A 20,200-nucleotide genomic window follows, 5' to 3' on the forward strand; every position below is an offset into this window, starting at 1 on the left:
GGGATTTTAACGAGTAATACGATAAATAGCAATTTCACCGAGCATATTGGGCCATAAATGAATCCACCAACGGTGGCGATGTTCATGGTCCACTACGGTTCGATCCAATATATGGATGTTGCGTTCGACGCAGAGTTCCTCAAAGTCCTTGAATGTGAAAAAGTGGATGTTGGGCGTGTTATACCAAGTATAGGACAAAAACTTTGATACGGGCATTTTACCGCGAACGGAGAGGTAGCTTCTGACTCGCCAATGCGCAAAGTTCGGGAAGGTAACGATGCATTCTTTACCGATGCGTAGCATTTCTTCAACGATTAAATCGGGGCGGTGCATCGTTTGCAGGGCATGACTCATGACGACCGTGTCGAAACTGCCATTGCGGATGCTGACTAGGCCTTTATCGATGTCTTTTTCAATCACGTTCACCCCTTTTTCAATGCAAGAGGTGATATTGTCTGGGTTGATCTCGATGCCATAGCCTTTTACTTGCTTTTCTTTGATCAAGTATTCAAGTAACTCGCCTTCGCCGCAGCCAAGGTCTAGCAAGCGTGAATTAGGCTGAATCCACTCTCTAATGATTTCTAAGTCGGCTCTCATGATGTATGTCCTCCACCTGTGCGCACTCGTTTCATATAGGCGCTGAAGACTTCCATGTAACGAGGAATTGGGATTAGAAACGCATCGTGTCCGTGAGCCGCTTCAATTTCTGTGTAGCAGACATCCTTTCCTGCATCGATTAAGGCATCGACGATTTCTCTGGAGCGCTCTGGAGAAAAGCGCCAGTCAGTGGTAAACGACGCAATAAAGAACTGACACTGAGCTTGAGACAAGGCAAGCGTAAGGTTGTTATCGAAGTCGGCCGCTGGATCAAAGTAATCCAGTGCTTTGGTCATCAACAAGTAGGTATTGGCATCGAAGGCCGTTGAAAACTGCTCACCTTGGTATTGCAGATAGGATTCAATCTGAAATTGCGGGTGAAAATCAAAGTTGATTTTACCTGAGCGTAACTCTCGCCCAAATTTTTCTCTCATACCATCTTCCGAGAGGTAGGTGATATGGCCGACCATTCGTGCAAGCATGAGCCCTGTTTTGGGTACTTGGTTGTGCTCATAATAATGGCCGTTATGGAACTGAGGATCCTTGCTGATCGCTTGTCGTGCCACTTCATTAAACGCAATATTTTGTGTGCTGAGTTTGGGCGCTGCCGCAATCACGATGCAATGGCGTATACGATCTGGATAGGTCATTGACCATTGCAAGGCTTGCATGCCACCGAGACTGCCTCCGACCACAGCAGCCCATTGATAAATACCCAGTTTATCGGCCAATCGAGCTTGGCTGTGTACCCAGTCAATGACGGTAACGATCGGGAAGTCAGGACCATAGGGCTTGCCAGTTGCGGGGTTCTGGCTGTTTGGACCAGTAGAACCATGGCAGCCACCAAGATTGTTAAGTGCAACGACAAAAAAATGATTGGTATCTATCGCTTTTCCCGGGCCAACGGCTGAATCCCACCACCCAGGTTTACGATCATCCATTGAGTGGTACCCAGCGACATGGTGGTGACCTGACAATGCATGGCAAATTAAAACAGCATTGGATGCATCGGCATTGAGTGTGCCGTAGGTTTCAATGACCAGTTCATAATGGTCAAGGGTGCGCCCGCACGCCAGTGTCAGTGGGGTGTCAAAGCGAAGAGTCTGGGGGCTAACCAGACCCACGGAGTCATGTGGAATTTCAGTGGGCATAATCAATCTCTGTATTGTGATGATGAAGTAAACACAAAAAAGTTTGTGAGCTTCACATCACACGAGGCAGTTGCGACTGAATAATTTGAATGACTAAGAAAATAACGATAGGTGATAAATCCAGTCCTCCGATTGAGGGGAGTACGCGCCTGACTAACGCAAACAAAGGCTCAGTAATCTGAAGTAAAATCTGTGGAGCCGGGTGTGGAGAACCAGGTGCTACCCAGCTAATAATCACCGAGCCAATGGTGGCCCAGAAAATCATGCTTAAGAGAGAGTCGATGACGCCTACCAGCGCAAATAATGCGAGTGTAAGTATATCAAGGCCAACGTTGCTGGACAGCGCGACAAGAACCACTAAGGTGATTAGTTTAATTAAAAATGCCAAGACCAAAGGTGAAAAATCAAAACGTCCGGCCTTGGGTAAAATCTTTTGAATTGGGGCAACGGGCACTTGAGTGAATTTCACTACAGCCTGCGAAATAGGGTTGTAAAAATCGGCCTGAGCGGCTTGAAGCAAAAAGCGCAAAATCGCAATAAATGCAAAAATTTCACCGATGGTGCGTATGATCAGAAATATCGGATCCATGCTTTACCCTTGTCTTAGACGGCGATCGCTAACAAATAGCGGTTAAAATTAACCCACTTAGTATCAGTGGGTTTCCCAATAATAGATCGAAGTATAGAGTCTTTCTAAGACTGAATGAACCGTTCTTAGTTATTTCCAAGCTCAACGGCGAGTTCTTTTGCTCGACGATGACAGGCGTGCATCGCTTGCCCAACGATCTGCTCAAATTGATGGTCTTGAAAGCTTAAAACTGCTTGCTCTGTTGTCCCCTTTGGCGACGTCACACGGCGACGTAGCTCAGCAGGAGAAACGTCGCTGGATGTGGCCATTTCAGCTGCACCTAACGCGGTATGCAAGGTTAATGCCTTCGCATTTTCTTCAGATAAGCCGAGAGCTTTACCGGCTTTGATCATGGCTTCCATCATCAAAAAATAGTAGGCAGGCCCCGATCCAGACACGGCGGTCACGGCATCAAGTTCATCTTCGCTATTGACCCATAGTGCTAGCCCAGTCGCGGCCATCACTTGCTCGACCATCTGTTTTTGTGCTGGCTGCACTTGCGAGTTAGCAAATAAGCCACTGGCACCTTTTCCGATTAGAGAGGGTGTATTTGGCATGCAACGAACCATCGCTAAGTCTGGGCCTAACCAGCGTTCAAATGCCTCAAGCCGTAAGCCAGCAGCGACGGACATGATGATGGGGTGGCGAGCTTGAACAGCCGCATGAAGGGGGGTACACACGGATTTCATGACCTGAGGCTTAACCGCCAAGATCAGAAGATCAGCTTTAGCTGCACTTTCGACATTATTGGTTGAAACGTCTAAGCCAAGTTCAGCAAGGTCTTGTAGTTTTTCTAAAGATGGCTCGCATGCCGTGATACTGTTAGCAGGAATACCTTGCTTTAACAATCCCGAGATGATGGCGCGGGCCATGTTGCCTGCACCAATAAAAACGATGCGAGAGGGTGGTGATAAGGTCATATGCACTCCAGTTGTGTTCGAAAATTAGAGGGAGGATACCTTGGCAAATTAGGTTCGTTGCCCAAATAGAGCAGTGCCCACGCGTACGATTGTGCTTCCTTCGTAGATGGCGGCAGCTAAGTCTCCTGACATTCCCATAGAAAGTGTATCTAAATCAAGTCCTTCAGCTTGTAATTGAGTCATTAGCGCTCGAACTTTGGCAAAGGTGGTGCGCTGCTGCTCTGGATCAGGCTCTACTTCAGGAATGGCCATTAAACCACGTAAGCAAATACCGGGTAGCTTAGCGATAGCCTGTGCCAATGCGGGCACCTCGTCAGGATTGCAACCCGATTTTGTGTCTTCACCACTAATATTCACTTGAATACATACATTGAGTGGCGGTAAATGGCTAGGGCGTTGTGAAGAAAAACGCTCTGCAATTTTAAGGCGATCAACGCTATGAACCCAGTCAAAATGCTCAGAAATCGCCCGTGTTTTGTTGGATTGTATGGGGCCAATAAAGTGCCATTCTATCTTAAGGTCGGATAGAAGTTTTTGTTTTTCAAGAGCTTCTTGGAGGTAATTCTCACCAAAGGCATGCAGTCCAGACTCGTAGGCTGTGCGTATCTCGGCTTCGGTCCGAGTTTTGCTTACGGCAAGCAGTAATACAGATTTGGGATCCCGATGACATGCTAGACAAACATTATCAATATCACTACGTACCTTCTGGATTTTCTCTGCTATTATAGTCATGATTAAAATCTGCTTGTTGTACCCGGATTAATCGGGTTATTCTGGATTCATCCAAATATATTAATGGAAGTCGCTGCGAGCTCGATACTTATGGATATTACAGAACTTTTATCATTTGCTGTACAGCAAGGTGCATCGGATTTGCACTTAAGCGCTGGTATGCCTCCCGTCATACGTGTTGATGGCGATGTGCGCCGTATTAAGTTACCCGCACTGGACCACAAACAACTTCACACACTTGTCTATGACATCATGAATGATAGGCAAAGGAAAGAGTATGAGGAAAACCTAGAGGTCGATTTCTCCTTCGAGGTTCCTAAACTCTCTCGTTTTCGTGTGAATGCTTACAATCAGCATCGAGGGGCTGCAGCGGTTTTCCGAACGATACCCAGTCGCGTATTGACCATGGACGACTTAGGCTTGGGCAAAGTGTTCCAAGACCTGTCGAGTAAACCCCGTGGTCTTGTATTAGTAACGGGCCCGACGGGGTCGGGTAAGAGTACAACGCTGGCGGCGATGATTGATTTCATCAACAACACCCGCTCAGATCATATTCTGACTATCGAAGACCCCATCGAGTTTGTTCACGAAAGTAAAAAGTGTTTGATCAACCAACGAGAAGTGCATAGAGACACACATAGTTTCTCTAATGCGCTAAGATCCGCTTTGCGTGAGGATCCAGACGTTATTCTAGTTGGTGAAATGCGTGACTTGGAAACCATACGTTTGGCGCTCACGGCTGCCGAAACAGGGCATCTTGTGTTCGGAACGCTGCACACCACATCCGCCGCGAAAACGATGGATCGTATTGTTGACGTTTTCCCTGCCGCTGAAAAATCCATGGTTCGTTCAATGTTATCCGAGTCGCTACAGGGTGTAATATCACAAACCTTGTTGAAAAGACTCTCAGGTGGTCGAGTGGCAGCCCATGAAATCATGGTAGGGACGCCTGCGGTTCGTAACCTGATTCGTGAAGAAAAAGTGGCGCAGATGTATTCTGCAATTCAGACGGGGGCGGCCTTTGGAATGAAAACATTGGATCAGTCTTTATCTGAGTTGGTGAGTAAAGGAATTATTTCGCGTGATGCCGCGCGTGAAAAAGCAAATAGCCCGGCATCCTTCTGAGTTCAGAGAGTAAAGGTATCTGATAATGGATTTTACACAGTTACTCAAAGTCATGTCGGATCGTGGAGCTTCGGATCTGTTTGTGACGGCTGGCGCAGCGCCAGCGATCAAAGTCGATGGCACCATTAAGCCATTGACCAAAGAGGCGCTAAAGCCTGACCAAGCCCGCAAGCTGGTCTACAGTACCATGAATGACCGACAGTTGGCTGAGTTTGAAGGGACGCATGAGTGTAATTTTGCCATTAGCGCTCCGGGCATAGGTCGTTTTCGTGTGAGTGCTTTTGTACAGCGCAATACCCCTGGAATGGTGATGCGACGTATTAATACCTATATTCCGACACTCGAAGAGCTGGGTTTGCCACCTGTTCTTAAAGATTTGTCGATGATTAAGCGTGGACTCATTTTGTTTGTAGGGGGGACGTCAACGGGTAAATCAACTTCATTGGCCTCAATGATTGATTACCGGAACACGCATCATGCTGGACACATCATTACCATCGAAGACCCTATCGAGTATATCCATAACCACAAAAAGAGCATTGTGACTCAGCGTGAGGTAGGGCTAGATACTGAATCCTATGAAGTCGCGTTGAAAAACACCTTGCGTCAAGCGCCAGATGTTATTTTGATGGGGGAGATACGTGATTCGGACACGATGAAGTATGGTCTAAATTTTTCCGAAACAGGGCATCTTTGCATGGCAACCCTGCATGCGAATAATGCAAACCAGGCGTTAGATCGCATCATTTCGTTCTTCCCGTCAGCACAGCATGATCAGGTTTGGATGGATTTATCGCTCAACCTGAAAGCGGTGGTTGCGCAGCAATTGCTCCCCACGGTTGATGGTAAGGGGAGAAGAGCTGCCATAGAAGTGATGATTAACACGCCTTTGATTCAGGACTTGGTTCGTAAAGGGTCTGTACACGAAATTAAAGATGTGATTAAAAAGTCAACGAACCTTGGTATGCAAACCTTTGATCAGTCCTTGTACCATCTCTACAAGGAAGGGGTGATCTCTTACGATGTCGCCTTGACGCATGCAGACTCTGCGAATGATCTCAGACTGAGCATTAAGCTTGGGTCAGACACTATTACTCAGGCAAAAGGAGGAGTGGAAGACGAACTCATTCCAACACTCTTTACACTGCAAGAAGAAGATGATGACATGAATTTAACAGGGCAGGCTACCGTTCGTAAGATGTAAGGCGGCTTGTTTGATGAAAAGGCGGCTCCATTTAGGGCCGCCTTTTTAATGTGTCGTTATTCCATTTGGATCTGCTTCAGTCGTGAGCGCTTTAACGCTTAAAGACGATGCGTCCACCTAAGAGTGTGCAATCAACACGACCCTTTAAGGTGTGTCCGTAGTAAGGCGTGTTTTTACCCATGGACAATAAACTCTGATCATTTACAGTCCAGCTTACCTCTGGATCAAAAATACACACGTCGGCTTGGACGCCTGACTGCAAGGTTCCACTATCCAGTCCTAAGATTTTAGCAGGCCCAAACGTCAGCTTCTCAATCAGTTGCGGTAGCTCAATGAGCTTTTGCTCCACAAGCTTTAAACTCAAAGGTAAAAGCGTTTCGAGACCACTGATGCCAGGCTCAGTCTCCGAGAAAGGGGCTTGTTTCGCAATGACATCAAGAGGTTGGTGATCTGAACAAATCGCCGACAAGGTGTCAGTTACCAAGCCCTGTCTCAATCCGGCACGGTCCAGCGGGCTGCGTAATGGCGGTTGAACATGCAAGGATGAATCAAAGCCGTTGACATCTTCGTCGCATAAAAGAAGATGATGAATGGCGACATCCGCCGTGACCTGTAACCCACGCTTGCGCGCTGCATCAATTAGTTGAATCGAGCGTTCACAAGACAGTTGTCCAAAGTGAGCTCTTACTCCAGTCTGCTCAATTAACAGTAAGCACCGCGAGACCTCAATGGTTTCTGCGGCTTCTGGTATGCCTTCAAGTCCCATGCGCGCAGAAGAAGCACCATCATGCATGCAACCTTTACGGCTTAAACCTGCATCTTGCGCTTGGAAGATCACGAGCAAATCAAAGGTTGCGGCGTATTCTAGGCAGCGTAATAACGCTAAGCTGTCCACCATCGGTAAACGTGCATTGGTAAAGGCGACGCACCCAGAGCGCGTTAGAGCGTGAAGCGGCGCCAGTTGTTCTCCCTGGAGACCACGTGTTAGCGCTCCTATGGGCAGGACGCGTACAAAGCCTGCATCTGCCGCTCGGTCTTGTATCAGTTCCGCTACAGCTGGTGTATCGACAATCGGTGAGGTGGCGGGCGATGTTAAGAGTGTTGTAATGCCGCCTGCGGCAGCGGCAGCCGTTTCGCTGGCAATGCTACCTTTTTGTGTAGCACCAGGTTCGCGTAAGTGCGTGAACAGGTCAATCAGGCCAGGGCAGACGATTTTATTGTGTGCATCGAGTGTCTCATCTGCGAAATAGCCTTCGGGTGGTTCATGCCCAATGGCCAAAATTGCACCTTGATGAATGTAGAGATTTGCTATCGTATCGATCTTTTGAGCAGGATCTATGATACGTCCACCTTCAATAACAATATTCATAGGGATTCAGTCCTTGCTGAAGACTCAGTGAACGAAGAGGATTGGGTGTTGAGTTGGCCACTCATCGCCATCGACATCACGGCCATACGCACAGCAATGCCATTAGTGACTTGATTGAGAATCACAGAGCGGGGGCCATCGGCCACGCGCGATTCAATTTCAACCCCGCGGTTGATCGGCCCTGGATGCATGACGATGGCGTCAGGCTTGGCATAGGCCAGTTTGTTTTCTGTGAGACCATACAGGCTGTAAAACTCGGATTCACTGGGTAAAAGAGCTGTTTGCATACGCTCTCGTTGTAATCTGAGCATGATGACAACATCCACATCTCTTAAGCCGCGTGACATTTCGGTAAAGACTTTGACGCCTAGGCTTTCAATGTGTTTAGGCAAGAGTGTTGCAGGGGCGATAACGCGAATTTCGTTTGCTCCAAGGATCCGTAGGGCGTGAATTTCGGAGCGCGCTACTCGTGAGTGCAAAATGTCGCCCACAATCGCGACTTTTAAGTTTTTAAAGTCACCTTTATGTTGGCGTATCGTCAGCATGTCAAGCATGGCTTGTGTCGGGTGGGCATGACGGCCATCCCCTGCATTAATGACGGCAACGTCTGGCGTAACATGCTGAGCAATGAAGTGAGCTGCACCACTGGCGGAATGACGAACAACAAACATATCACAATGCATGGCTTGTAGCGTCATGAGCGTGTCTTTTAAGGTTTCACCCTTCGAGGTCGAAGAGGTGCTGATGTTCAGGTTCAAAACATCGGCAGATAGGCGCTTAGCGGCAAGCTCAAAGGTCGATAGTGTGCGTGTACTTGCCTCAAAAAACAGGTTTGCTACGGTTTTGCCACGTAACAACGGAACTTTTTTGACCTGTTGGGCGTTCATATCAACAAATGAATCCGCCGTGTCTAAAATTTCAGTCAAGAGTTGCGGGGGCAAACCCTCAATGGTCAAAAAGTGTTTAAGTTGACCCTCAGGCGTTAACTGAATAGCGTCGTAATATTCTCTAGGTAACATAGTCGGGACTCAATAAAATTAAGTTAGCTGCGGTTACGTATTTCAAGCGCTAAGGGAAAAGGCCCAGAAAGCTTTATTTGTTGATCTTCACCTAGGGTCAAGCGTTCACCAACGACATCGGGTTGGATCGGGAGGTGCCTGTGCTGGAGATCAATTAGCGTCACTAGGAGGATTGAGGCGGGTCGACCGTAATCAAACAGTTCGTTCATTGCGGCTCGAATCGTTCTTCCTGACATGATGACGTCATCAACTAAAATCAAATCTCGCCCTTCAGTTGGGCAGGGTAGTTGTGTGGGTTGAACCTTGGGGTTCAATCCTGATTGAGAAAAATCGTCTCGGTAAAACGAAATATCCAGTACCCCCAAAGGGCTGCTGAGATTAAGCGCTGCATGGAGTCGTTCCGCCAACCAGACGCCTCCTGTCCTAATGCCGATCATGATGGGATCATTCAGATCTCGATGCGTCATTTGCACTCGAAGTTCTTGCGTAACAGACTCAAGTAAGTTTTCAGCGTTCAGGTGTCCCGATACCATAAACAGTCTCCAATGGGGTGTGGCTTGGGATGAGGTGGTTCGAAGCAAACCAATCTTCTAATAATAAACGAGCAGCGATGCTATCGACTGGATCTTTTTTGTAGTGCGTACTGCCGCCTTGTGCGCGATGAATTTGCTTGGCTTCATGGGTAGTCAGGCGCTCATCGATAAGATAGCACGGGAGTTTATAGCGTTCATGGAGGCGATTGGCAAACTTTCGTGCTCTGCGAGCCATTTCGCTAATGCTACCATCCATGTTGAGAGGAAGACCCACAACAAGGCATTGGGGTTGCCAAGTGGTCATAAGCTCTAAGAGAGCACTCCAATCTGGAATCCCGTCTCTGGCCGAGATGGGGGGTAAGGGGTGCGCTGTTCCTGTTAGGCGTTGTCCGATGGCAACACCAATACGGCCTGTGCCAAAATCAAAGCCCAACGCGGTTTGATTGTTTTGATTCATCTACTTTCGATCAGGCGTGCCCAGCATGCGATGTCATCAAATGTAGATTAACACCCAGTGTATTGGCTGCTGCCTGAAGTCGCTCCTCAGCTGGTAACCGAAACAGTATATCTGAATTTGCTTGGCAGCTTAACCATACGTTGTCACGTATTTCTTGTTCCAGTTGTCCTGGTCCCCAGCCTGCATAGCCAAGCGCCACTAAGAACTCTTCAGGACCTTCTCCTAGGGCAAGCGCTTCAAGAATGTCCATAGACGTTGTTAGGCTGATATCCGATGTGATCGAGTGGCAGGATATCCAGTTTCGTAAGGTGGAGCGATGCAATACAAAACCCCTGTCTTCGTGGACGGGGCCGCCGTTATAGACAGGGGTTGGAGCAATGGCGACTTGGCTGTAGTCGATATCAATATGTGTAAACAGATCGTGAACCAATATGCCCGCCGGGCGGTTAATGATAATGCCCATTGCGCCATATTCGCTGTGATCACAGATATAAGTAAGTGTCTGAGAGAAATGGGGATCACTCAGATGAGGCATGGAAATTAAAAAATGGTCTCTCAGTGACAGTAGTTCTGACATTTTTATCACCCTGGCAAATGAACGCAATTAAAGCGCAGGTATGTATAAGGCTTAGTACACCTGCGCCCGATTCTCAAATTTCCAGGTACGAATTATTTCCAATAAGTCGGTATTTTTCCTCATTTCAGTGGTAAAAGGCTGAAATGGGGCTGCAAGTTGAACGATACGAGTGGCGGCATCATCTAGGATTTGATGGCCTGAGGATTGTAAAATCTCTATGTAGGCGACACTGCCGTCAGGTTTCACGGCAACCAGTAAGCGTAGGCTTCCATAGGTGTTGCTACGGCGTGCTTCGTCCGGGTAATTGAGGTTGCCAATCGCTTCTATTCGCCGTCTCCAGTTGTCTAAATAAACGGCATCGGTGTGTGCCATGGTTGAAGGGGCGGATGTTAAGCGGCGAATTCGGGGGCGCTTGGCCAGTTTTTGCTGTTCGTATTCCAGTTGTGCCTGCAAGCTGGCGATTTCCATGCTTCTAGATAGAAGCGATGCAGAGTGGCCGGATAAGGGCTGAGGTTGGCTGGAAGCAGTTCGTTCTTGTTGAACGGTGGCTCTTTCTGTTTGTGTTTGAGTCGTCGCGATGACTGGGGTGCTGCCTGTTTCCTGAGTTGGGTTTGGCTCAGGAGAGGGCGGTTCAGGTGTTGGTGGTGTGGGTTCAACGGCCTCCATGTCGGCAGAAGGTGTTGGCTGAGGCTGCATGGACTGAGTATTGATCTCTTCGCTCTCAAGCGGTGCTTCTTCTGTCACCGAAGGAAGAAGTCGTTCCTCACTGTCTCCGCTACCTTGCTGATTGCTTTGTGCAAAAAAATCGACATCGTCTGGCGCTTGTTCGCTGACGTAGCGTGCTAGAGTGATGTCGAGGGTGCGTTCAGGTTTGCGCGTTTCAGGCAGCTTAAAGCTAATCGCTAGAATAAGAATTCCATGCAAGGTCAGCGCTATAAAAAGATATACCCTGAAGCGATCGGCTTCAGGGGCGTTCCATAAGGTTAGATGTCCTGCTTTGTATCTCATTATGCACTAAGTTTTTTTTCGATTAGATTCATTAAGTCCATTCCGATATCTAATTGAAACTGCTTGTCCAATTCGCGAATACAGGTTGGACTGGTCACATTGATCTCGGTGAGATAATCGCCAATCACGTCAAGGCCGACAAAGTGCAAACCTTTTGCTTTAAGTGTTGGGGCTACTTGTTCACAAATCCAGCGGTCACGGTCTGTTAAAGGGCGACCTTCGCCACGTCCGCCAGCGGCCAAGTTACCGCGCGTTTCACCTGCTGATGGAATGCGTGCAAGCGCATAAGGGACAGGCTCGCCGTCAATCATCAGAATACGCTTGTCACCGTCTTTAATAGCAGGCAGGTAGGCTTGCGCCATGCACATTTGCTGACCGTGCTGCGTGAGTGTTTCAATGACGACACCTAGGTTCATGCCGTCTTCTTGGATTCGAAAAATTGATGAGCCTCCCATGCCGTCTAAGGGCTTGAAAATGACATCTTTGTGTGTGGCATGAAAGGCCTTTAATAGATCGCTACGACGGCTAACTAATAAAGGTGGTGTGCATTGAGGAAAGTGTGTTGCAAACAGTTTCTCATTGCAGTCCCGCAGGCTCTGAGGGTCATTTACAATCAGTGTGCCTGCCGCTTGCGCCATGCTCAGTAAGTGTGTTGAGTAAATAAACTCATTGTCAAACGGCGGGTCTTTCCGCATGAGGATTACATCCAGTTCATGCAAAGGCATGTTCTCAAATGACCCTCTTTCAAACCAGCAATCGGCATCCATAGCAACTTTAAGAGGCGCCATGCGTGCTTTTGCACATCCAGCCTCTAGGAAAAGATCACTTTGCTCCATGTACCAAATATCCCAGCCTTTTCTCTGAGCGGCCCAGAGCATTGCCAGCGAGCTGTCTTTTTTGAAGCTGATGGACTCAATAGGGTCCATGATTATGCCTATTTTAATTGTCATTTTGCTGAGTCCTGTTGGGTCGTTGGTCCGAGGTCGCCCCATAAATAGTGAAGTACAGAGGCGGCGACGACGGGGGCGGTTTCGGTGCGCATGACACGAGGGCCAAGCGCAACGGGATAAAAGCCCTGTGCGATGGCGAGCTCAACTTCAGTTTCTGTTAGTCCGCCTTCTGGGCCAATCAATAGAGCGACAGACGATGGGGGTGGAAAGTCAGCCAACGGCTGTGCACTGTGATGGTGCAACACCAGTTTAAGGTCAGCGCGCACATCTTGTAACCATTCAGTTAAGGGACGAGGCGAATGAACGTCGGGTACAATGCAACGCAGAGATTGCTCACAAGCACTTATTGCCACTTGTTGCCAATGACGTTGACGCTTATCTTGCCGTTCATGGCTGAGTTTAACTTCACAACGTTCGGTAAATAGAGGTGAAATACTGTTACAGCCCATCTCTGTTGATTTCTGAATGGCATAGTCCATGCGCTCGCCTCGGGATAAGGCCTGACCTATCTCAATTTTTAATGGGCTCTCACGCTCACAAAACTTTGCATTGATGATTTTTACCTGCATCTGGTTTTTGCCAGTGGCGACAACCTCTGCTCGATATTCATGACCATCGTTGTTGAATAGAGATAATGCATCACCTTCACGCAGGCGCAGTGCTTTTAAGGCGTGCTGTGTTGCGGTTTCACCTAAGTTGATAAGCATTCCCTCAGCCAAGGGCTGAGGGTCATAAAAGCGAGGGATTCTCATAAAAGGCCCTGATTACAGTCCTGCTGCGACTTTAAGCGCGTCGGCCCGGTCTGTTTTTTCCCAAGGGAAGGCCGTGAAGGTTTCGCTTTGTTCTTTGCCATCAACATCAATCCATGAATAAGAGGTTTCAAAAGGCTCACGACCAAAATGGCCGTAGGCGGCTGTTAATTGATACATCGGGTGTAACAGATCAAGCATGCGTGTGATCGCATAGGGACGTAAATCGAAGGTCTGTTTGACCAGTTCAATAATACGCGCATCACTCACTTTACCTGTTCCGAAGGTGTTGATCGACACAGAAGTAGGTTCGGCGACACCAATCGCATAAGACACTTGAATTTCACAACGCTCTGCCAAGCCAGATGCAACGATGTTTTTGGCAACGTAGCGGCCAGCGTAAGCGGCTGAACGATCCACTTTAGAAGGGTCTTTGCCCGAAAATGCACCACCGCCATGACGCGCCATACCACCATAAGTATCGACGATTATTTTACGTCCAGTCAAGCCGCAATCACCAACAGGGCCACCGATTACAAATTTGCCAGTCGGGTTGATGTGGTAGCGCGTGGACTCAGAAAGCCATTCGGCAGGAATAACGGATTCGATTATTTCTCGGCGCACCATGCGACGTAGATCTTCTTGATTGATATCGGGCGCATGTTGTGTTGAGAGGACCACAGCATCAACGGCACAGGGCTTGCCTTGATCGTCATAACGGAAGGTGATTTGGCTTTTAGCATCGGGGCGTAACCAAGGCAGCATCCCATTTTTACGCAGTTCGGCTTGGCGCTCGACCAAACGGTGTGCGTAATGAATAGGGGCAGGCATATAGGATTCGGTTTCGTTGGTTGCATAACCAAACATTAAGCCTTGATCCCCGGCGCCTTGATCCTCGGGCTTGCTCCGGTCAACGCCTTGAGCGATATCGAGTGACTGTTTGCCAATCAGGTTAATGACGCCGCAGGTAGCACCGTCGTATCCTACATCAGACGAGGTGTAGCCTATGTCGCTGATCACTTTGCGCACGAGCTCTTCTAGGTCAACCCAAGCGCTGGTGCTGATTTCTCCTGCAACAATCGCAACACCTGTCTTGACCAGTGTTTCGCACGCAACACGTGCGTGCTTATCGCGTGCGATAATGGCATCCAAAACAGCGTCGGAAATCTGATCGGCTATTTTGTCTGGGTGTCCTTCAGACACCGATTCTGATGTAAACAGTGTGTATTCGCTCATATCCGGACTATATCCTCAAAAGGGTAAGGGTTTTTATTTAGGCCTTTGCCGACATTTTAACGGCTCTGGGTAGGTTTTTCATAATTGAATTGCCCGTTTAGGGTGAAATATTCTATGTTTTCGTATGAAATTCTCTCTTTTAGGTGAATTGCATTTGAAGCCAAGGCTCATCTGGGCGAAAATTAGCAACTAAATTATCCGAACCAAAATTTAATTGGGTTTAGACCCAGGAGTTGAGTCAATGTCCTCTCGCCGTGAACTTGCCAATGCTATTCGTGCATTGAGCATGGACGCTGTCCAGAAAGCAAAATCCGGTCACCCCGGAGCCCCCATGGGAATGGCTGATATAGCTGAAGTCCTGTGGAATGACTTCCTGAAACATAATCCGGCTAATCCTTTGTGGTTTGATCGTGACCGTTTTGTACTCTCAAACGGGCATGGCTCAATGCTGATCTACTCTTTGCTGCATTTGTCGGGTTACGATGTGTCCATCGATGACCTGAAAAACTTCCGTCAGCTACACAGCAAAACAGCGGGACATCCCGAGTATGGCTACTGTCCTGGTGTCGAAACCACTACGGGACCTTTAGGCCAAGGGATCACCAATGCTGTTGGTTTTGCGCTCGCTGAAAAAGTGCTCGCCGCCCAGTTCAATAGAGAAGATCACGACATTATTAACCATTATACCTACACTTTCTTAGGTGATGGCTGCTTGATGGAAGGTATTTCTCATGAAGCATGTTCTTTAGCGGGAACGCTTGGCTTAGGTAAGCTCATTGCCTTTTGGGATAATAACGGTATTTCAATTGATGGCGAGGTTGAAGGTTGGTTCACCGATAATACCCCTGCACGCTTTGAAGCCTACTGTTGGCATGTGATTGCCGATGTTGATGGCCACGATGCGGATCAGATCCGTGCGGCAATTGAAGAAGCTCAAGCCAATACTGAACAGCCAACATTGATTTGTTGCAAGACTATTATTGGTTTTGGCTCACCCAATAAACAGGGTAAAGAAGATTGTCACGGTGCCCCTTTAGGTGAAGATGAAATTTTATTGGCACGTGAACAATTGCAATGGCCATATCTGGCATTTGATGTTCCAGGTGAAATTTATGATGACTGGGACGCGCGTGAAGCAGGCCAACATGCTGAAAATGAATGGAATGAGCGCTTAGCCGCCTATAATGCAGCCTACCCAGAGTTGGCAACGGAGCTTCTACGTCGTTTAAGTGGTGATTTGCCCGCTGATTTCGAAACACAGGTTGATGCTTGGATCGCAGATATTGCTGCAAAAGGCGAGACCATCGCGACGCGTAAAGCATCGCAAAATGCGCTCAATACCTTAGGGCCTATTTTACCTGAGTTTTTGGGTGGGTCGGCTGACTTGGCTGGCTCTAACCTTACGCTGTGGTCTGGTGCTAAAGGCGTAAGCAAAGACGATGCGGCTGGTAATTACGTTTATTATGGTGTTCGTGAGTTTGGCATGAGCGCAATCATGAATGGTATTGCACTTCATGGCGGTTTCATTCCCTATGGCGCCACCTTCCTTGTCTTCATGGAGTATGCGCGCAATGCGGTGCGCATGGCGGCATTAATGAAGCAGCGTGTTATTTTTGTCTACACGCATGATTCAATCGGTTTAGGGGAAGATGGACCAACACATCAGCCTATTGAGCAAATCTCTAACCTGCGCCATACACCGAACATGGAAACCTGGCGTCCTTGTGATGCGGTGGAATCCGCTGTTGCTTGGAAATCAGCCGTCATGCGCGTAGACGGACCCAGTGCTTTGATTTTCTCTCGTCAGAACTTAGCGCATCAACCGCGCTCAACTGAGCAGGTTGCTGACATCGCACGCGGTGGTTATATCTTGCTAGACAGTGCTGGTGTACCAGATCTCATCTTGATTGCGACAGGCTCTGAGGTTGAACTTGCGGTTAAAGCCGCGCAAGCGCTCATCGCTGAAGGCAAAGCTGTGCGTGTTGTCTCTATGCCCTGTACTGAGCGTTTTGACAAACAAGATGCCGCGTACCGTGAACAAGTCCTACCAGCTGCAGTCACTGCACGAGTGGCGGTTGAAGCGGCTCAGGCTGATTTTTGGTACAAATACGTCGGTTTACAAGGTGCGATCGTGGGGATGACCACCTTTGGTGAGTCAGCACCTGCAAATGAGCTGTTTGCTCACTTTGGATTTACCCTTGATAACTTAGTGAAGACTGCAAATTCCGTTATCAGAGTTTAATAATACCACCACCTAAGTAGGCGTGTTGATGAGAGCAGTAGAATGACGTTTCGGGTTGCGATCAATGGTTACGGTCGTATTGGCCAAAGTCTGCTTAGGGCGGTGTATCAAAGGGGGCTGCAATCAGATCTTAAGATTGTGGCCCTCAATGAATTAGCTGACATTGAAACCTTGGCGTATTTGACACGCTATGATACGACGCATGGACGCTTTCCTTTATCGGTCTCTCATCAGAAAGATCAGTTGTTGATCGGTCAAGATTCGATACAGGTGTTGGGGATTTCGTGTGCGAAAGAATTGCCTTGGCAGTCACTGGATATCGATTTGGTGATGGAGTGCTCTGGCAGTTTTTCAAGTCGTGAGGCAGCAGAACAGCATCTGCGCAGTGGCGCTAAGCGTTTGTTGTTTTCGCATCCGGCTGAGCCTGATATTGATGCAACGGTGGTGTATGGCTTTAACCATCACTTGATCAAACCTGAGCATCGTTTGCTATCGGCCGCGTCTTGTACCACTAACTGCTTAATACCGGTGTTGGATGTGCTGGATAAAGCCTATGGTATTTTAAATGGTGTAACGACGACGATACATTCTGCCATGAATGATCAACCCGTGATTGATAGTTATCACCATACCGATTTACGTCTTACTCGAAGTGCGTTGCACTCGATCATTCCGGTGGATACAGGGTTAAGCAAAGGCATTGACCGATTGTTGCCCCATCTTGCAGGACGTTTCGAATGTTTGCATGTTCGGGTGCCGACCATTAACGTGTCTTTAATGGATCTTTCAGTCAATGTCGAGCGGTCGACAACGCCTGCAGAGGTGAACCGCTTGCTGAAAGACTATGCGGAGTCAACCGCACACTTCGGTCTTGTTGGCTACACAGAAGAGCCGCATGCCTCCGTTGATTTTAACGGCGATCACCGTTCGACCATTGTGGACGGAACTCAGACGCGAGTGTCAGGTGGACGCTTACTTAAGCTTATGTGTTGGTTTGATAATGAATGGGCCTATGCAAATCGTATGTTGGATGTGGCGCAGTATTGGTTAAATCAACGTTAACTTTTTAATTGAAACTACTCAGACAAAACAGGACTACTCAGTATGAGCGTGCTTAAGATGACAGATTTGGATCTATCCGGGAAACGGGTGTTGATCCGCGAAGATCTTAATGTTCCAGTTAAGGATGGCAAGGTTACCTCTGATGCCCGAATCCGTGCCTCCTTGCCCACCATTGAGTTGGCATTGAAAGCCGGTGCTAAAGTAATGGTTATGTCTCACCTCGGACGTCCAACTGAAGGTGAGTTTGAAGAAAAATATTCTTTAGCGCCCGTTGCTGAATACTTGTCTGGGGTGTTAAAGCGTCCTGTTCCCCTTATTCGCAATTGGATTAACACGCCGTTTGAAGTAGCGGAAGGGGACTTGGTATTACTGGAAAACGTTCGCTTTAATGCGGGTGAAAAAAAGGATAATGACGCGCTCGCTAAAGCCATGGCGGACTTGTGTGACGTCTTTGTCATGGATGCCTTTGGCACCGCTCACCGTGCGCAGGCCTCAACGCATGGTGTTGCAAAGTTTGCGCCGGTTGCCTGTGCAGGTCCACTGTTAGCAAATGAGCTGGATGCGCTTGAAAAGGCGTTGGCAAATCCTGCGCGTCCGATGATGGCGATTGTCGGTGGATCTAAAGTGTCCACAAAACTTGAAGTTTTGAACTCCTTGTCTGACCAATGCGACCAGTTAATCGTAGGCGGTGGGATTGCGAACACCTTTTTAGCGGCGGCGGGTAAACCCGTTGGAAAATCTCTGTGTGAACATGATTTGATTCCAGCGGCTCAGGCCTTGATGGCAAAAGTGAACATTCCTTTGCCTGTTGATGTAGTTGTGGCAAAAGAGTTCTCAGAGACGGCAGAAGCCGTAATTAAGTTAGTGGACGAAGTGGCCGAAGACGAGATGATTTTGGACATTGGTCCTCAATCGGCTCAGAATCTTGCCGAGCTACTGAAAGCGGCTGGGACGATTATCTGGAATGGACCGGTCGGAGTGTTTGAGTTTGATCAGTTTGGTGAGGGCACAAAAACGGTCTCTTTAGCCATAGCTGAAAGTGATGCCTTCTCTATCGCGGGAGGCGGTGATACCTTGGCCGCCGTAGATAAATATGAAATTGCAGCACAAGTGTCTTATATTTCAACAGGCGGTGGAGCATTTTTAGAATTTGTAGAGGGTAAGGTATTGCCCGCTGTCGCCATGCTTGAGCAGCGTGCAGCAGAATAAAATTATATTAAATTTAGTCAGTTGAGGATTTCTGATGGCTCTTATTTCTATGCGACAGCTGCTGGATCATGCAGCAGAATATGGTTATGGCATACCTGCGTTTAACGTGAACAACCTAGAACAAATGCGTGCAATTATGGAAGCGGCCGCAAAAACCAACTCGCCTGTTATCGTGCAAGCGTCGGCTGGGGCGCGTAAGTATGCAGGTTCAAACTTCTTGCGTCATATGATTCTGGCTGCCATTGAAGAGTTCCCGCAAATTCCAGTGTGTATGCACCAAGATCATGGCACTAGCCCTGCGGTGTGTCAGCGCTCAATCGCGATGGGCTTCTCATCCGTGATGATGGATGGCTCTTTAGGTTCTGACGGTAAAACACCGACAACCTATGAGTACAACGTTGACGTGACCCGTCGCACCGTTGAAATGGCGCATGCATGCGGTGTTTCGGTTGAAGGCGAATTGGGTTGCCTAGGATCGCTTGAAACAGGACAAGCAGGTGAGGAAGATGGCATTGGTGCCGAGGGAATTCTGTCTCATGATCAGATGCTGACGGACCCAGAAGAGGCCGCAGACTTCGTCAAGAAAACCGGTGTTGATGCACTGGCCATTGCGATTGGAACAAGTCACGGTGCATATAAGTTCAGTCGTCCACCAACAGGTGATACGCTGGCCATAGAGCGAATCAAGGCGATTCATGCGCGTATTCCAGATACCCACCTAGTGATGCACGGTTCTTCATCCGTTCCACAAGATTGGTTGGCGATCATTAATGAATTTGGTGGTGAAATTCCTGAAACCTATGGCGTGCCTGTGGAGGAGATCGTACAAGGAATTAAGCACGGTGTTCGCAAGGTGAATATTGATACTGACCTGCGCTTGGCTTCAACGGGTGCTGTACGTCGCTTCTTGGCACAGCATCCATCGGAATTTGATCCACGCAAGTATCTTAAAGAAACAATGACAGCGATGAGGGATGTTTGTATCGCACGTTATGAAGCCTTTGGTACAGCGGGTCATGCCAGTAAAATCACGCCAATTTCTCTTGAAGATATGGCTGATCGTTATGAAGCGGGCTTGTTAGACGTTACTGTTCGCTAATCCGCTTAATCAGACGAGGGCTGCAGAGGCCCTCTCTTTTCTTGTTTTAAATTTAAAGACAATTAACTTGTTCTCAATTATAAATCCCTTATTTAACAATCACTAATAGGGGCTTTTCTTGTGGCTATCACTCGTTTCATATTTACAGATTGTTTTGAATTCAATCCTTAGATGATGAATCAGATTTCTAGACCGCTATAAAAAAATAATGCACCAAAAGTGAGCTTTTTACTAAAATTCTTCTGTTCATCTTCCAAATTTTGCGCTATTTTCTATCAAGGCTTAAGCCTTTAAATAAATAGAAGCGGCATGAACGCTCGAAGATTCCTCCTT

20 protein-coding genes are annotated in these 20,200 nt (G+C 48.0%); 6 read left to right on the plus strand and 14 right to left on the minus strand.

Going from position 1 to position 20,200, the window contains the following annotated elements; genetic code table 11:
* Positions 1-6: 6 nt before the first annotated feature.
* The 5 genes from metW to DN062_RS04755 form a co-directional block, all read right to left on the minus strand.
* The gene (gene metW, locus DN062_RS04735; protein WP_112158054.1) at positions 7-597 is read right to left on the minus strand and encodes a methionine biosynthesis protein MetW; all 591 of its coding nucleotides are present in this window, start codon (positions 595-597) and stop codon (positions 7-9) included.
* Positions 594-1,748 (minus strand): homoserine O-succinyltransferase MetX, encoded by a 1,155-nt coding sequence (gene metX / locus DN062_RS04740; protein ID WP_112158056.1) that lies wholly within the window; start codon positions 1,746-1,748, stop codon positions 594-596. The genes metW and metX overlap by 4 nt, the downstream gene beginning before the upstream one ends.
* Positions 1,749-1,800: 52 nt before the next feature.
* Positions 1,801-2,337, minus strand: coding sequence for a YggT family protein (locus tag DN062_RS04745; protein WP_112158058.1), 537 nt, complete (start codon positions 2,335-2,337; stop codon positions 1,801-1,803).
* Between the two features lie 125 nt (positions 2,338-2,462).
* Positions 2,463-3,296, minus strand: coding sequence for a pyrroline-5-carboxylate reductase (gene proC, locus DN062_RS04750; RefSeq protein ID WP_112158061.1), 834 nt, complete (start codon positions 3,294-3,296; stop codon positions 2,463-2,465).
* 48 nt (positions 3,297-3,344) lie between these two features.
* On the minus strand, positions 3,345-4,028 hold the full coding sequence (locus DN062_RS04755) for a YggS family pyridoxal phosphate-dependent enzyme (protein WP_112158063.1): 684 nt from the start codon (positions 4,026-4,028) through the stop codon (positions 3,345-3,347).
* A gap of 90 nt (positions 4,029-4,118) precedes the next feature.
* Between DN062_RS04755 and DN062_RS04760 the strand changes: the two genes are divergently transcribed.
* The gene (locus DN062_RS04760; protein ID WP_036508078.1) at positions 4,119-5,153 is read left to right on the plus strand and encodes a type IV pilus twitching motility protein PilT; all 1,035 of its coding nucleotides are present in this window, start codon (positions 4,119-4,121) and stop codon (positions 5,151-5,153) included.
* 25 nt (positions 5,154-5,178) lie between these two features.
* Complete coding sequence (locus DN062_RS04765) at positions 5,179-6,357, plus strand: PilT/PilU family type 4a pilus ATPase (RefSeq protein ID WP_112158065.1); 1,179 nt, start codon at positions 5,179-5,181, stop codon at positions 6,355-6,357.
* A gap of 91 nt (positions 6,358-6,448) precedes the next feature.
* On the opposite strand, the gene DN062_RS04770 is transcribed toward DN062_RS04765, so the two are convergent.
* From DN062_RS04770 to metK, 9 genes are read right to left on the minus strand one after another with little or no spacing between them, the layout of a single operon-like run.
* Positions 6,449-7,726, minus strand: a complete 1,278-nt coding sequence (locus tag DN062_RS04770; RefSeq protein WP_112158067.1) for a dihydroorotase — start codon at positions 7,724-7,726, stop codon at positions 6,449-6,451.
* Positions 7,723-8,745 (minus strand): aspartate carbamoyltransferase catalytic subunit, encoded by a 1,023-nt coding sequence (locus DN062_RS04775; protein ID WP_112158069.1) that lies wholly within the window; start codon positions 8,743-8,745, stop codon positions 7,723-7,725. Before DN062_RS04775 ends, DN062_RS04770 begins: the two co-directional genes overlap by 4 nt.
* Positions 8,746-8,768: 23 nt before the next feature.
* Complete coding sequence (gene pyrR, locus DN062_RS04780) at positions 8,769-9,278, minus strand: bifunctional pyr operon transcriptional regulator/uracil phosphoribosyltransferase PyrR (RefSeq protein WP_112158071.1); 510 nt, start codon at positions 9,276-9,278, stop codon at positions 8,769-8,771.
* Positions 9,253-9,735, minus strand: a complete 483-nt coding sequence (ruvX, locus tag DN062_RS04785; protein ID WP_112158073.1) for a Holliday junction resolvase RuvX — start codon at positions 9,733-9,735, stop codon at positions 9,253-9,255. Before ruvX ends, pyrR begins: the two co-directional genes overlap by 26 nt.
* A 10-nt stretch (positions 9,736-9,745) precedes the next feature.
* Entirely contained in the window at positions 9,746-10,312 is a 567-nt protein-coding gene (locus tag DN062_RS04790; RefSeq protein WP_112158075.1) for a YqgE/AlgH family protein, read from the minus strand.
* A gap of 51 nt (positions 10,313-10,363) precedes the next feature.
* Entirely contained in the window at positions 10,364-11,320 is a 957-nt protein-coding gene (locus DN062_RS04795) for an energy transducer TonB (protein WP_112158077.1), read from the minus strand.
* On the minus strand, positions 11,320-12,270 hold the full coding sequence (gene gshB, locus DN062_RS04800) for a glutathione synthase (protein ID WP_112158078.1): 951 nt from the start codon (positions 12,268-12,270) through the stop codon (positions 11,320-11,322). Before gshB ends, DN062_RS04795 begins: the two co-directional genes overlap by 1 nt.
* Positions 12,267-13,022 carry a 16S rRNA (uracil(1498)-N(3))-methyltransferase gene (locus DN062_RS04805; RefSeq protein ID WP_112158080.1) on the minus strand — a complete coding sequence of 252 codons (756 nt, stop codon included), beginning with the start codon at positions 13,020-13,022 and terminating at the stop codon, positions 12,267-12,269. Before DN062_RS04805 ends, gshB begins: the two co-directional genes overlap by 4 nt.
* A gap of 12 nt (positions 13,023-13,034) precedes the next feature.
* On the minus strand, positions 13,035-14,255 hold the full coding sequence (gene metK / locus DN062_RS04810; protein WP_112158082.1) for a methionine adenosyltransferase: 1,221 nt from the start codon (positions 14,253-14,255) through the stop codon (positions 13,035-13,037).
* A 241-nt stretch (positions 14,256-14,496) separates the two neighbouring features.
* Here metK and tkt point away from each other — a divergent pair, with 241 nt between their 5' ends.
* The 4 genes from tkt to fba are packed head-to-tail and all read left to right on the plus strand — an operon-like array spanning position 14,497 to position 19,867.
* Positions 14,497-16,497 carry a transketolase gene (tkt, locus tag DN062_RS04815; RefSeq protein WP_112158084.1) on the plus strand — a complete coding sequence of 667 codons (2,001 nt, stop codon included), beginning with the start codon at positions 14,497-14,499 and terminating at the stop codon, positions 16,495-16,497.
* A 42-nt stretch (positions 16,498-16,539) separates the two neighbouring features.
* Positions 16,540-17,559 carry a type I glyceraldehyde-3-phosphate dehydrogenase gene (locus DN062_RS04820; RefSeq protein ID WP_112158086.1) on the plus strand — a complete coding sequence of 340 codons (1,020 nt, stop codon included), beginning with the start codon at positions 16,540-16,542 and terminating at the stop codon, positions 17,557-17,559.
* Positions 17,560-17,601: 42 nt separating this feature from the next.
* Positions 17,602-18,768: a phosphoglycerate kinase gene (locus DN062_RS04825; protein ID WP_112158087.1), complete on the plus strand. Its 1,167-nt coding sequence runs from the start codon at positions 17,602-17,604 to the stop codon at positions 18,766-18,768.
* Between the two features lie 34 nt (positions 18,769-18,802).
* A complete protein-coding gene (gene fba, locus DN062_RS04830; protein ID WP_112158089.1) occupies positions 18,803-19,867 on the plus strand; it encodes a class II fructose-bisphosphate aldolase in 1,065 nt (354 codons plus the stop codon).
* The last annotated feature ends 333 nt before the right edge of the window (positions 19,868-20,200 follow it).

The organism is Nitrincola tibetensis, from assembly GCF_003284585.1.
GTDB lineage: Bacteria > Pseudomonadota > Gammaproteobacteria > Pseudomonadales > Balneatricaceae > Nitrincola > Nitrincola tibetensis.